At 47.5% G+C, this 13,053-nt stretch carries 10 protein-coding genes, 3 tRNA genes and 1 rRNA gene (1 of these 14 cut by a window edge); 11 read left to right on the forward strand and 3 right to left on the reverse strand.

Annotated elements, in window-relative coordinates:
* The 5 genes from VSQ32_17490 to VSQ32_17510 form a co-directional block, all read left to right on the forward strand.
* Positions 1 to 2,842 (forward strand): 23S ribosomal RNA (locus VSQ32_17490) (it extends 66 nt beyond the left edge of the window).
* A 101-nt stretch (positions 2,843 to 2,943) separates the two neighbouring features.
* Positions 2,944 to 3,015, forward strand: a tRNA-Asn gene (locus tag VSQ32_17495).
* A gap of 188 nt (positions 3,016 to 3,203) precedes the next feature.
* Positions 3,204 to 3,893 (forward strand): phosphatase PAP2 family protein, encoded by a 690-nt coding sequence (locus tag VSQ32_17500; GenBank protein ID MEH2944594.1) that lies wholly within the window; start codon positions 3,204 to 3,206, stop codon positions 3,891 to 3,893.
* 20 nt (positions 3,894 to 3,913) lie between these two features.
* Complete coding sequence (locus VSQ32_17505) at positions 3,914 to 4,468, forward strand: VTT domain-containing protein (protein ID MEH2944595.1); 555 nt, start codon at positions 3,914 to 3,916, stop codon at positions 4,466 to 4,468.
* Between the two features lie 24 nt (positions 4,469 to 4,492).
* Positions 4,493 to 5,134, forward strand: a complete 642-nt coding sequence (locus tag VSQ32_17510) for a CDP-alcohol phosphatidyltransferase family protein (protein ID MEH2944596.1) — start codon at positions 4,493 to 4,495, stop codon at positions 5,132 to 5,134.
* On the opposite strand, the gene VSQ32_17515 is transcribed toward VSQ32_17510, so the two are convergent.
* Together VSQ32_17515 and VSQ32_17520 are read right to left on the reverse strand one after the other, a co-directional pair.
* A complete protein-coding gene (locus tag VSQ32_17515) occupies positions 5,112 to 6,110 on the reverse strand; it encodes a WYL domain-containing protein (protein MEH2944597.1) in 999 nt (332 codons plus the stop codon). The two genes, VSQ32_17510 and VSQ32_17515, sit on opposite strands and share 23 nt — an antisense overlap.
* An 18-nt stretch (positions 6,111 to 6,128) precedes the next feature.
* Entirely contained in the window at positions 6,129 to 7,370 is a 1,242-nt protein-coding gene (locus tag VSQ32_17520; GenBank protein ID MEH2944598.1) for a WYL domain-containing protein, read from the reverse strand.
* 439 nt (positions 7,371 to 7,809) lie between these two features.
* On the opposite strand from VSQ32_17520, the gene VSQ32_17525 reads away from it, so the two are divergent.
* The 3 genes from VSQ32_17525 to VSQ32_17535 all read left to right on the forward strand — a co-directional run bounded on the left by VSQ32_17525 (position 7,810) and on the right by VSQ32_17535 (position 9,582).
* Positions 7,810 to 9,042 carry an RtcB family protein gene (locus VSQ32_17525; GenBank protein MEH2944599.1) on the forward strand — a complete coding sequence of 411 codons (1,233 nt, stop codon included), beginning with the start codon at positions 7,810 to 7,812 and terminating at the stop codon, positions 9,040 to 9,042.
* Positions 9,043 to 9,323: 281 nt separating this feature from the next.
* Positions 9,324 to 9,395: transfer RNA gene (locus tag VSQ32_17530), tRNA-Glu, on the forward strand.
* Positions 9,396 to 9,510: 115 nt separating this feature from the next.
* A tRNA-Cys gene (locus VSQ32_17535) sits at positions 9,511 to 9,582 on the forward strand.
* A gap of 189 nt (positions 9,583 to 9,771) precedes the next feature.
* Here the strand turns inward: VSQ32_17535 and VSQ32_17540 are convergent.
* Positions 9,772 to 10,620, reverse strand: a complete 849-nt coding sequence (locus VSQ32_17540; protein ID MEH2944600.1) for an AraC family transcriptional regulator — start codon at positions 10,618 to 10,620, stop codon at positions 9,772 to 9,774.
* Between the two features lie 172 nt (positions 10,621 to 10,792).
* Between VSQ32_17540 and VSQ32_17545 the strand changes: the two genes are divergently transcribed.
* From VSQ32_17545 to VSQ32_17555, 3 genes are all read left to right on the forward strand, one after another.
* Positions 10,793 to 10,921 carry a hypothetical protein gene (locus VSQ32_17545; protein ID MEH2944601.1) on the forward strand — a complete coding sequence of 43 codons (129 nt, stop codon included), beginning with the start codon at positions 10,793 to 10,795 and terminating at the stop codon, positions 10,919 to 10,921.
* A gap of 166 nt (positions 10,922 to 11,087) precedes the next feature.
* Positions 11,088 to 11,666: a cytidylate kinase-like family protein gene (locus VSQ32_17550; protein ID MEH2944602.1), complete on the forward strand. Its 579-nt coding sequence runs from the start codon at positions 11,088 to 11,090 to the stop codon at positions 11,664 to 11,666.
* Between the two features lie 11 nt (positions 11,667 to 11,677).
* Positions 11,678 to 13,051, forward strand: coding sequence for an MATE family efflux transporter (locus VSQ32_17555; protein MEH2944603.1), 1,374 nt, complete (start codon positions 11,678 to 11,680; stop codon positions 13,049 to 13,051).
* Positions 13,052 to 13,053: the final 2 nt, after the last annotated feature.

Genomic DNA, 13,053 nt, shown 5'->3' on the forward strand with positions numbered 1-13,053 from the left:
TGCGAAAAGCCGCGGGGAGGAGCAAATATCCAAAGAGCCGCGGATATCTGAATGGGGAAACCCACATGAGTACACCTCATGTATCCATGCGCCAATCCATAACGCATGGAGGGGAACCCGGTGAAGTGAAACATCTGAGTAGCCGGAGGAAAAGAAAGAAACATCGATTTCCTGAGTAGCGGCGAGCGAAAGGGAAGGAGCCCAAACCGGGATGCGAGCATGCCGGGGTTCGGACCGCAGGAAGGACTGCAGGAGGCAGGGGAATGGTTTTGGGAAAGCCAGCCAAAGAGGGTGAAAGCCCCGTAACCGAAGCCGAAGGCAGCCAGGCGGGATCCAGAGTACATCGAGACACGTGGAACCTTGATGGAAGAAGCGGGGACCACCCCGTAAGGCTGAATACTACTTAGTGACCGATAGCGCAGAGTACTGTGAAGGAAAGGTGAAAAGAACCCCGGGAGGGGAGTGAAAGAGAACCTGAAACCCTGTGTTTACAAGCTGTGGGACCGCGGAAGCGGAACCGCGTACTTTTTGTAGAACGGTCCGGCGAGTTGCGCTGTCCGGCGAGGTTAAGCACTGAAGGTGCGGAGCCGCAGGGAAACCGGGTCTTAAAAGGGCCACAGTCAGACAGCGCAGACCCGAAACCGGGTGATCTATCCATGTCCAGGCTGAAGCTTCTGTAAGAGGGAGTGGAGGGCCGAACGCACATCCGTTGAAAAGGGTGGCGATGAGGTGTGGATAGGGGAGAAATTCCAATCGAACCCGGAGATAGCTGGTTCTCCTCGAAATAGCTTTAGGGCTAGCCTCATGAGAGTCTTGCGGAGGTAGAGCACTGAATTTCCTAGGGGGCGTCAAAGCTTACCGAAGAATATCAAACTCCGAATGCCGTAAAGATGGTTCATGGGAGTCAGACTGTACGAGATAAGTTGGACAGTCAAAAGGGAAAGAGCCCGGACCGCCGGCTAAGGCCCCCAAGTGCGTGTTAAGTGGGAAAGGATGTGGGATTTCAAAGACAACCAGGATGTTGGCTCAGAAGCAGCCATGCATTCAAAGAGTGCGTAACAGCTCACTGGTCGAGAGGTCCTGCGCCGAAAATGTCCGGGGCTGAAACACGCCGCCGAAGCCGCGGGATGTAGTAATACATCGGTAGAGGAGCATTGCCGCCACGAAGAAGCAGTACCGGAAGGAGCTGTGGAGAGGCGGGAAGAGAGAATGCCGGAATGAGTAGCGAGAGGAAGGTGGGAATCCTTCCGGCCGAATATCCAAGGATTCCAGGGTAAAGCTGATCTGCCCTGGGGAAGTCGGGACCTAAGGCGAGGCCGAAAGGCGTAGCCGATGGACAACAGGTTGATATTCCTGTACTGCGGGATAACAGAACTGTGGGGACGTATGCGGGAAGCATGAGCCGGGAACGGAAAGCCCGGTGCAAGCAGAAGAGGTGGCGGGGAGGCAAATCCCCCCGTTAAGCCGAAGCTGTGATGCGGAGCGAAAGAAAGTAGCGAAGCATGTGGAGCGCGTACCGGGAAAAGCCGCTATTGTTTATCCTGTACCCGTACCGTAAACCGACACAGGTGGATGGGGAGAGAATCCCAAGGCCGACGGGAGAAGCATTGTCAAGGAACTCGGCAAAATGGCCCCGTAACTTCGGGAGAAGGGGTGCCTGCGGAAGCAGGCCGCAGAGAAAAGGCTCAGGCAACTGTTTAGCAAAAACACAGGTCTATGCAAAACCGGAAGGTGAAGTATATGGGCTGACGCCTGCCCGGTGCCGGAAGGTTAAGAGGAGGGGTTAGTATTTGCGGTGCCCTTCAGGGTATCGCGGTGCGAAGCTCTGAATCCAAGCCCCGGTAAACGGCGGCCGTAACTATAACGGTCCTAAGGTAGCGAAATTCCTTGTCGGGTAAGTTCCGACCCGCACGAAAGGCGTAATGATCTGAGCACTGTCTCGACAATGCACCCGGTGAAATTGAAATGCCAGTGAAGATGCTGGCTACCCGCGCCAGGACGGAAAGACCCCATGGAGCTTTACTCCAGTCTGGTACTGGGATCTGGTGCTGCATGTACAGGATAGGTGGGAGGCTAAGAAGCAAGGGCGCCAGCCCATGCGGAGCCGCTGTTGGGATACCACCCCTGCAGTACCGGGTTTCTAACCAGCCGCCGTAAGCCGGCGGTGGGACAATGCCAGGCGGGGAGTTTGACTGGGGCGGTCGCCTCCGAAAGGGTATCGGAGGCGCTCAAAGGTTCCCTCAGGATGGACGGAAACCATCTGGAGAGTGCAAAGGCAGAAGGGAGCCTGACTGCGACACCGACGGGTGGGGCAGGTACGAAAGTAGGACTTAGTGATCCGGTGGCAGAACGTGGGATTGCCATCGCTCAACGGATAAAAGCTACCCTGGGGATAACAGGCTTATCACTCCCAAGAGTTCACATCGACGGAGTGGTTTGGCACCTCGATGTCGGCTCATCGCATCCTGGGGCTGCAGCAGGTCCCAAGGGTTGGGCTGTTCGCCCATTAAAGCGGTACGCGAGCTGGGTTCAGAACGTCGTGAGACAGTTCGGTCCCTATCCGGCGCGGGCGAAGGAGATCTGAGAGGAGCTGTCCCCAGTACGAGAGGACCGGGATGGACGGACCACTGGTGCATCTGTTGGCACGCCAGTGCCATGGCAGGGTAGCCAAGTCCGGACGGGATAAACGCTGAAGGCATCTAAGCGTGAAGCCCCCCTCAAGATGAGATGTCCCATTCGAAAGAAGTAAGACCCCTTGGAGAGTACGAGGTAGATAGGGCAGGAGTGGAAGTGCAGCAATGGATGGAGCTGACTGCTACTAATCGGTCGAGGGCTTGACCAGAGGAAGAAAGAAGGAAGAAGATGTAAGACGGGAAGAGGAGATGTAAGGGCTGTAGGCTGTATGGGTTTTTCAGGGTACAGAAAAGAAAACTGAACAGATAATCCTCGATAGCTCAATGGTAGAGCACGCGGCTGTTAACCGCGGGGTTGTTGGTTCGAGCCCAACTCGGGGAGTGAAAAGGAATCCTGTAGGCAGCAATGTTTACAGGATTTTGTGTATCAGAAATCCGAACAGGAAGAGATGAAACATGTTTATAAATAGTTTCATCTTTTTCTGCTGAAAAATTTAAGAAAACTTAAGAAATAATTTAAGCCCTATTTAAGAACTATGGTTTATATTTATGTAGGAAAAGGAGATATGTATGCGCAAAAAAATGCAAATTGTACCGAGAATTATGCGGCTGCCCCTGGTTCTTACCCTTGTATGTAATTCCATAGCCTATAATGGGACAAGATTGTTTATGTCAGACAAAGTGCATTACAATCTTTCCAATGCTCTGGACGACAGGATTCCCTTCGTACCCTGGACAGTCACCATATATCTGGGCTGTTACGTGTTCTGGGTTGTAAATTATGTAATTGGATGCAGACAGGACAGAGAAGAAGCATTTCGCTTTCTAAGTGCGGATTTGCTGACAAAACTGGTATGTTTTCTCTGCTTTCTTTTTTTACCGACTACAAATACCCGGCCAGTCATTGAAGGAAGCGGTATATGGGATGAATGCATGAAACTGCTGTATCAGTTGGATGCGGCCGATAATCTCTTTCCTTCCATTCATTGTCTGACAAGCTGGTTTTGTTTTATTGCGGTAAGGAAAAATGAAAAAATACCGAAATGGTACAGGTTTGCTTCTCTTTTCATGGCATTAAGTGTCTGCGTATCTACTCTTACCACAAAACAGCATGTGCTGATTGATGTGGCGGCGGGAGTTGCCATAGCAGAAATAAGTTATCTGTTTGTGGAAAAATGCGGATTTTCCAGATGGTATATGAATTTCATTCTGAAAGCAGAAGGCAGGATGGGAGGAAAGAAACTGCAGACGGAAAAATAAAACAGCGGGAAAGGGACTGTATGGTAAAAAAAGTAAAAATACTGGTAATTGCAGGTGTGATTATTCTGGCTCTGATTTTTATAAAAGATATCTTTAACCAGAAATTTGATTCCGTAGAATCCCTGCAGGAATATATGAAAGGTTTCGGTCTGGCAGCCCCGTTGGTTCTTACCGTATTTCAGGCATTTCAGGTGGTGGTCCCGGTACTGCCGGGTTATCTGGGCTGTGCGGCGGGTGCGGTGGCATTTGGAACCATGCCGGGATTCTGGTGCAATTATATAGGGATTAGCGCCGGTTCGATTATTGCTTATTTTCTGGCCCGGAAATATGGGATTGACCTTGTCCTTACCCTGTTTCCCAAAGAGCAGTATGTAAAATGGAGCGGGCGGATTGGGAGGAGCAGATCTTACGACTGGCTTTTGTTTATGGCCATATTGCTCCCGCTGTTTCCGGATGATTTTCTCTGCTATTTTTCCGGTCTGATTCAGATGAACAGGAGAAAATTTATATGGATTATCATTTTGGGAAAACCATGGTGCATTCTGGCCTACAGTATTGTGTTTGGACTGATATAAAGATAAACGGATGAGGAGAAGATGATGAAGAAAAAATTGCTTGGATATTATGATTATACGGTAATACTTACATATTGCGGTATGCTGTCAGCATTTGTGGGCATACTTCGGCTGCTGAGTCAGGATTACTGGAATGCGGTGGTCTGTCTGATGGTAGCCGGAGTCTGTGATATGTTTGACGGAGCCGTGGCGGCCACCAAAACAAGAACAGAAAGTGAAAAAAGATTTGGTATTCAGATTGACTCCCTGAGTGATTTAATCAGTTTTGGCGTTTTTCCCGGAATTTTTGTTTATATAATTTCCGGAAAGCAGACCCCTGTGGGAGTGATAGCCGCGTTATTTGTACTGTGTGCGCTGATAAGGCTGGCATATTTTAACGTACTGGAAGAAGAACGTCAGAGAATGACTTCAGAAAAGCGTGAGAGCTATCTGGGGGTTCCGGTGACCACCATAGCAATTCTGCTGCCGGCCGTTTATCTTCTGTATGACCACAGACTGCTGAAAAATCTTATCTGTTTTCCGGTATTGCTGCTGCTGACAGGAACGGGATATCTGCTTCCCGTAGAAATAAAAAAACCGGGGGTTTTGGGAAAGGCAGGAATTCTCATTCTGGGAATTGCCGAGGCAATTGTAATGCTGTTTTTTATGGGAGTGGACATAGTATAAAACCGGAGGAGTCCGGAGAAATCAGACTTCTCTGGTTTCGGAGCCTTTCTTTCAGGCTGCGGAGAAATTTTTCATTTCCCAGAACTTTAAGCATGGGGCCGAAAGACAGAACCTCTATTAATAATTCCGTTTCCATGGCCTGATTGTAGTAAATCAGGCATTCATAAGTGTTCTCATCTGTTTTTTTGGTATTTTTTTCATAATTTGCAAAATGAAGCATTGCCCGCTCAAGGGCATTGCGGCGGCTGGCAATCTGAATCCGGAGAGGCTCTCTGTAATAAGATTGTCGGATTACGGCGTTTACATCCACCTGAGAGGAAAGGATTTTCTCTGTCAGGCGAAGACTCTGAATCCGGGCGATATTCAGAATTTCCGGACGCATAGTATGATTCCCGGCAGCTTTCAGGGCCAGAATCCGGAATTTGTCATTTTTTACAGAATATTCCAGCCGGGCAGGCACGTAATAATGATGAACCCGATGTCCGGAAGGAGAATTGTAGTCAATATCCACGTATCGTTTCTCTTTTTGGGCCAGCAGAAGGGTACGAAAATGGCTGCGGTAGAGGTCGTCGTCACAGGGGTCTCCGTCCGCAAATCGGTCATAGTAATAAAAGTGCTCCTGTTTCCAGAGAGGAGGCACAGAGGCCAGCATCTGATTCAGAACTTCCTCCTGTTCCGGATGCAGAAAAAGCGATATGCGCGAATCAGCCAGCAGAGCTTTCAGATAGGATTTTTCCAGATTTGAGACAGGCGTAAGAAAATCTGATTTTAATCTGGAAAGATAGAGATTTCCTTCTTTCTGAAATAAGTTCCAGTCCCCGTTTTCCAGTTTGGGAATGATGGAGAGAAGACTTTCCTCAAATCCCTCTCTGTGAATCTGACTGCGGATTTCTTCTATGGTAAGAGGATTACAGTTAGAGAGCAAATGGCGCAGCACCTGATAATAGCAGCTGTACACTTCAGAAAACAGTTCCATTTTATGCTTCCCTCCCTTTCATGTTCCATTGGTTCCGTACATGCGGTACATGGCCTGTAAATCCTGATAAAACCTGTGTTCTACCGATTTGGCAGTACATTCCAGTGAAAGAATCCTGCCGGTAAAGGTACGGACCCAGGGCAGCATTTCGTTGCAGTCGAAAGCCTTCCGCTCATAACGGTAAACATTTTTTCCCAGTCTGGTAACAGTACCGCCTCTGCCTTCCCGGTTCAGCCGTTCTACAATATAATGTTCTTCCGGTTCCTGAATCTGCAATGTCATGGTCAGTGTGTCCAGATGACGGCGTTCCGTTCCCTGGAAAGACACTCCCCAGAGATGACAACGGTTCCGGTTCAGTTTTTCTTTCAGTTCTTCATATGATGCCGCAGATCCTCCCAGAGTGACAGCTTTAATGGTATCCAGCCGAAAACAGGTAAACCGCCTGTTTTTTTCCGTGTATCCGCAGAGAAACCGTCTGCCGCTCCTGGCACTGACAAAAATCTGCAGAGGAATGCAGCAAACCGTATGTTTCATATTGCGTTTGGAGCTTTTCAGCGTAAGCTCCGTCTTTAACTTCCCGTTCATGGCTTCCAGCAGAAGCAGAAGAATTTCATCTTCCAGTGTATGTACAAAAAAACTGTGTTTTACCCGAAAGGTCTGATTCTTATAATCAAACTGTTCGGACAGTACGTTACCGATAATGCCAAGGGCTCCCGCCATCTGATAGAATGCCAGTGCGTCCAGAGCCTGTTCATTGGATTTCAGCCAGCGCGCCAGCGTATTGTCCAGAAAGAAAACAACTTTTTTCCCGGCTTTCTGTTTCATCAGCAGGCCCTCTTTTTCATAAACATTGCATTTCCTTCGGACAGTCTGCACTTCAAAAACCACTTCATATTCTGTGAGAAGACAGTCTGTGATTTCCTCTGCGGTCAGATGTTTTCCGTCCTGCAGTAAATCCAGAATCAGAAAATGCAGGACAATGTCGTTATCTGTAAAACTTTTTGTTTTCCAGACCCGGAACAGGGGATTGACGTCCAGAAGATTGCTGTCAATGGCAAGGGAAATGTTGGAGCCGCCAGATACATAATCTTTCCGCACATAAGGGCTCAGCCAGCTTTCCAGCCGCCGGCGCTCATTGTCATAAGTCCGGGGGCTTTTCTCCTTAAATTCGCTTCTGGTCTTAAATCCATAGACAAAAAAATCCCGGACGTATTCTCTTGTTTTGGAAAAACTCCGTATCAGTTCCTGAAAATCGGACATCTCATTTCCTCCTGTGTCCACTTTGTTCTCAGTTCTCATTATAAGGGACGGAACATAAAGTTCGCAACCTTTTTGAAATGATAAATTTCCGGTTTCTGTATATAATGAGTGCAACAACAGGAACAGGCAATTGCGAAATTCAGTAATTATACTAATTTCATGTACAATTCAGAAAGTTTGAGTACAAATATTTTCTCATACAAAAGGTGAGAAATGCATTTCAGCACCATGGAGGCGAGACTCAAAGAAATATGGAAGCCTTTGCTGAACATGATTCTTTGTATTCAGAGGCTCGCCGGAATGTCCGGTGCGTCTGGCATTTCGGCCTTTTGTATGATGAAAATATTTAAAAAAATTGTGGAAATTGTACATGAAATTTTGATAATTGAAGCGTTTCGCAATTGCCTGACAACAGGAAAACAGAAAGGATGAGGATGATATGTTTGTACTTTATAACGAGAACACCAGATTTCCGGTGAAAATCTGGCTGGAAAATATGGAGCATCTGGAGGAGAGCTGTCTGGAACAGGCATATCACCTGTCGCAGCTTCCATTTATCCATAAATGGGTATGTCTCATGCCGGATACTCATACAGGAAAGGGAATGCCAATCGGCGGGGTGATTGCAGCTAAAGACGTGATTATTCCCAATGCGGTGGGCGTTGATATCGGCTGCGGTATGGATTATATCCCCACCAATATCCGTATGGAGGAAATTCAGGACATACAGACTGGAAACGGAAGTATCATTCAGGCAATAATCGGTAATATTATGCGTACCATTCCGCTAAATACCGAGCGGTATAAGAAGCCCCAGGAGTCGGAAGTTCTTGACCGGGCAAAACAGGAATCTGATTACTATGAGAAAAATCCGGAACTGGTTCCTCTGATTGAAGACGGGTATTTTCAGGTGGGAAGTCTGGGAGGGGGAAACCATTTTATAGAACTTCAGGAGGATGAGGAAGGATATCTCTGTATTATGATTCATTCCGGCAGCCGGCACCTTGGAAAGGCCATCTGCGATTATTTTCATGAGAGGGCCAGGGAACTGAACCGGAAATGGTACAGTCAGGTGGAGGAAGAATACCGGCTGGCTTTTCTGCCCGTTGACTCTGAGGAAGGGCAGCAGTACATCCGCTGGATGAATCTGGCTCTGGACTACGCTTTTGAAAACCGGGCCCGTATGCTGGAGAAAACCTGTACCATTGTAAAAGAAGTGATTGAGAAACATACGGAACTTAAGGTGGAATTTGGGGATGAGATTAACTGTCACCACAATTATGCCGCTCTGGAAAATCATTATGACGCAAATGTGTGGGTACACCGCAAAGGAGCTACCAGAGTCCGGGCGGGAGAACTGGCTGTCATACCGGGAGCCATGGGCTCGTACAGCTATGTGGTGGAGGGAAAGGGAAATCCGGAGTCCTTCTGTTCTTCTTCCCACGGTGCAGGCAGAAATTATTCCCGGTCAGGAGCCATGAAGACTTTTTCCGTGGAGAAAGTCATGGTGGATTTAAAGGAGCAGGGAATTATCCTTGGAAAACGCAAAAAGAACGATGTGCCGGAAGAGTGCCGGTTTGCCTACAAAGATATTGACCAGGTGATGGCGCAGCAGGCGGATCTGGTAACACCGGTGAAAAAACTGAAAACAGTGGGCGTGGTAAAAGGTTAGACGTTCAGGATGGGAAATAATGTAACAGTTCAGTCCGCGCCTTTAGACAGGCCCCAGACCGCCTGTCAGGCAGGCTATCCGCTGCCAGAGGCAGCTCCTGTCTGAGGCTTAAGTGGCGCTCCGCTCATAGCCAGCATTCTGTGCTCATTCATGCCAGCATGATTCCCACAGAACACAGGCTATGGCTGAACTGTTACAAAATAATTAGTAAAAAATTTAAAAAAGTACTTGCAAAAAGAATAAAGTTGTGTTAGTATTTTATTTGTTGCTGACATAACTAAGGCTCCTTGGTCAAGCGGTTAAGACATCGCCCTTTCACGGCGGTAACACGGGTTCGATTCCCGTAGGAGTCATTGATAAAATTTCTCAGAAGATAATTCTTGACGAATATTTTAATGTTTGCTATAATATAATAGATTCAGGTATGAATTTGTTATATGGAAGCCAGTATTCTGGCAGTTATATTGCGGCGCAGTAGCCAAGTGGTAAGGCGTGGGTCTGCAACACCCTGATTCACCGGTTCAAATCCGGTCTGCGCCTCTGGTAAACCTCGGAAATTTGAAATTTCCGGGGTTTTGTTCTCTTATAGGAAAGACTTTGTCACGCTAAAGCGTGAAAGCGTCTTCCTATAAGATAAAACCATTATGCGCAATCCCCTCAAGATTGAGGGGCAGGGGAGTTGAAGTGGGTTTGCCCACTTTGTTCTCTCACAGGAAATCCCGTGTCATGCTAACACGTTGTTTCTCCTTTCCGCACAGCCGAAGGGGTACACCCGTAAATTTCCTTAAAGGTCCGGTTAAATAATTTCTGGCTGGTAAATCCGTTCGCCTCCATGATTTCAGAAACAGGGGCGTCTGTATTCTGTAATTCCCGATAGATATGGGTAATCCGTATTTCATTCACGTACTGCAGAAAAGAAAGCCCCATATATTTTTTGAAAAAACGGCAGAAATATTCTTTGTTCAGGCTCAGCAGTGCGGCAGCATCCGAAAGAGCTATGGGTTCCCGGAAATGTTCTCCCACATAAGTGATGATGTCCCGCAGTTTCTGGCGGGCCTGCATATCGCCGGAAGATAATTCAGGTGCTGTTTTGCAGGCGAAATGCCGCATCAGGTGAGCCAGAATCTGCAGGATAATGCCCTCGGATTCCAGCAGTGTGGCAGGCAGTTCTTCAATGTAGAGCCGGGTCAGTGTTTCGGCCATCTGGCACAGGTGCAGATATTCCCCGAACTGTGAATCGGTGATTTCATCCGGAATGCAGTGAATCCGGAAGCATTCAATATCCGGCATGTAACGTCTCATCAGAGATTTGGATATGTGGATGCAGAGACACATCAGACGGTCGCTGCTGGTATTTGTACTGTGTACCTGTCCCGATTCCACAGCCAGAATCTGGCGGTGCCTTAACTGAAAGGTCTTTCCGTCTATGGTGACAGCAGCATCTCCGTTCAGAGGAAAGAGCAGTTCCAGTTCTTCATGCCAGTGAAGGGGATGATAGCCTCCGGGGATGGTATGGTATGCAAGCTGTATGCCGGCTTCATTGATTTCACGGAAAATTTCATAATAGGGTTCTGCCATAAACATATGCCTCCCGTATACAGTTTTTCTGGCTGAAATTATATAAAAACCAGCAGAAAAAGTCAATATCGACTTAAAATAAGTCAAAATATCACCTGTTTTTTCGGACTGCAGGATAGTATGATAGACAGCGTAAAGAGAAAACATCTTATGGAAAAGGAGAGGAACTATTATGAAAATGATTCAGAAAGCAGTAAAAAATTACATGGAAAAATACGGAGCACAGTTCGCAGCAGCAACCCTGATGATGGGCGGAAATCTGAATGTGGAAATGCTCAGAAATCTTTCCCGCAGAGCGTAGGTATACGGGAATGAAAATACGGAAAAACAGAAGAAAAACAGGGATGATTTGTGGAAGACAGCCATAAATTGTCCCTGTTTTTTTCAACAGGCGATTGTAATTTTAAATCACAGTGATATAATAATTCTATAACGTGTTTGAAAAAGATCAGATGAGGAGTGATACTATGATTATTACAATTGGCAGGGAGTTTGGAAGTTATGGACATGTGATTGGGCGCCAGCTTGCCAAAAAACTGAATATTAAATATTATGACAAGGAGTCCATGGCGGAGGAAGCCAGGAAAATGAATAAATATGATGAACTGCGGGATTTTTACGAAGAACAGTCCGTCAACAGCCTGCTGTATGTCATTGCAACAGACATAAGATCCCATGGACAGAGAAAAGTACCTTTTGAATTTATGAAGAATCTGGCAGAGAAAGAAGACTGTGTGATTGTGGGAAGATGCGGAAACTTTTTCCTGAAAGATAATCCGGATATGACCAGCGTATTTATCCATGCACCCAAAGAATACCGTATCGACAAGACAGCCACGGACCGGAAAATCAGCACGGATAAGGCCAGAAGGCTGGTGGAAAAAGAGGACAAGGCCAGAGCCGGATTCCATTCCTATTATGCCGATGAGAAGTGGAATGAATGCGACGGATACCATCTTACCATTGACAGCAGCGTTATCAGCATTGAAGATGCTGTGGATCTTATCATTGATTTTGTCAGCAAAAGACAGAACAGTAAAAATTAAAGGAAATCAGTATGGCGTTGGTAAATAAAAATCAGGCAGCGGACCTGGGAAAAGACCCTCTGGGAAAACTTCTGCTGAAGCTGGCACTGCCGGCAATTCTGGCCCAGGTTGTCAACATGCTTTACAATATTGTGGACCGAATTTATATCGGGCACATTCCGGATACAGGGGCCATTGCCCTGACAGGAATCGGCCTGTGTCTGCCGGTAATTCTGATAATTATGGCGTTCAGTGCGCTGGTTGGAATCGGAGGAGCGCCCAGAGCCGCTATTTATATGGGGAAACAGGATATGGAAGGCGCCAGAAAGACATTGGGGGCCTGCGTGGTAATGCTGACGGGCCTTGCGGTGCTGCTTACGCTTCTTTTTCTGTTTACCGGAAAAGAACTGCTGTTTCTGTTCGGAGCCAGTGAAAATACCATTTCCTATGCCTGGGGCTATCTGCGGATTTATGTGTGCGGAACCATATTTGTCATGCTGGCAATTGGACTGAACAGTTTTATTACAACGCAGGGATTTGCCATGGAAGGCATGGCCACCATTCTCATAGGCGCTGTGCTAAACATCATCCTGGATCCGGTTTTTATTTTCGGTTTTCATATGGGCGTGTCAGGAGCGGCGCTGGCCACTATTCTCTCCCAGGCGGTGTCGGCAGTGTGGGTGGTGCGGTTTCTCAGAGGCAGGAAAACGAAACTGCGGATTGAGAAACAGTACATGAAGCTGAAAAAAGAATATGTGGCTCCGGTTCTGGCCCTTGGCATATCGCCTTTTGTGATGCAGAGCACCGAAAGCCTGATTAATATATCCTTTAATACCTCCCTCTATCGGTATGGCGGCGACCTGGCAGTTTCTTCCATTACGATTCTGGGCAGTGTGATGCAGATGATTTTCCTGCCTCTCAGCGGTCTGACGCAGGGAGCCCAGCCCATTGTCAGTTACAATTACGGAGCCGGAAACGATGAACGTGTAAAAAAGACTTATCGGCTGCTGCTGTGCTGTTGCGGGATTTTTGCCACTTCAGCCTGGATACTGGTGATGGCGGTTCCGGGCGTATTCGTAAAAATATTCAACAGCAGTTCACAGGAGCTGTATGAAATGGCCAGCTGGGGGATGCGGTTTTATATAGCGGGAGCCTTTGCCATGGGGCCTCAGATGGCGTGCCAGCAGACATTTCTGGCGCTGGGACAGGCAAAGGTGTCACTGTTTTTCGCCTGCTTTCGAAAACTGATCCTGATGATACCGCTGATTTTTATTCTTCCGGTGTTTCTGGAAAATAAGCTGATGGCAGTGTTTCTGGCAGAGGCAGTTTCTGATTTTGCTGCCGGGGTGGCCACTACTGCCGCATTTTTGATACTGTTTCCGAAAATTCTGCAGAGAGAACGGTGATG

The sequence above is a fragment of the Lachnospiraceae bacterium JLR.KK002 genome (genome assembly GCA_036941025.1).
Classification (GTDB): domain Bacteria; phylum Bacillota; class Clostridia; order Lachnospirales; family Lachnospiraceae; genus Petralouisia.

Excerpts from the sequence above, each read along its gene's own strand:
- VSQ32_17500 (MEH2944594.1), top strand. The coding sequence starts at position 3,204 with ATGCGCAAAAAAATGCAAATTGTACCGAGAATTATGCGGCTGCCCCTG.
- VSQ32_17505 (MEH2944595.1), top strand. The coding sequence starts at position 3,914 with ATGGTAAAAAAAGTAAAAATACTGGTAATTGCAGGTGTGATTATTCTG.
- VSQ32_17510 (MEH2944596.1), top strand. The coding sequence starts at position 4,493 with ATGAAGAAAAAATTGCTTGGATATTATGATTATACGGTAATACTTACA.
- VSQ32_17515 (MEH2944597.1), bottom strand. The coding sequence starts at position 6,110 with ATGGAACTGTTTTCTGAAGTGTACAGCTGCTATTATCAGGTGCTGCGC.
- VSQ32_17520 (MEH2944598.1), bottom strand. The coding sequence starts at position 7,370 with ATGTCCGATTTTCAGGAACTGATACGGAGTTTTTCCAAAACAAGAGAA.
- VSQ32_17525 (MEH2944599.1), top strand. The coding sequence starts at position 7,810 with ATGTTTGTACTTTATAACGAGAACACCAGATTTCCGGTGAAAATCTGG.
- VSQ32_17540 (MEH2944600.1), bottom strand. The coding sequence starts at position 10,620 with ATGGCAGAACCCTATTATGAAATTTTCCGTGAAATCAATGAAGCCGGC.
- VSQ32_17545 (MEH2944601.1), top strand. The coding sequence starts at position 10,793 with ATGAAAATGATTCAGAAAGCAGTAAAAAATTACATGGAAAAATACGGA.
- VSQ32_17550 (MEH2944602.1), top strand. The coding sequence starts at position 11,088 with ATGATTATTACAATTGGCAGGGAGTTTGGAAGTTATGGACATGTGATT.
- VSQ32_17555 (MEH2944603.1), top strand. The coding sequence starts at position 11,678 with ATGGCGTTGGTAAATAAAAATCAGGCAGCGGACCTGGGAAAAGACCCT.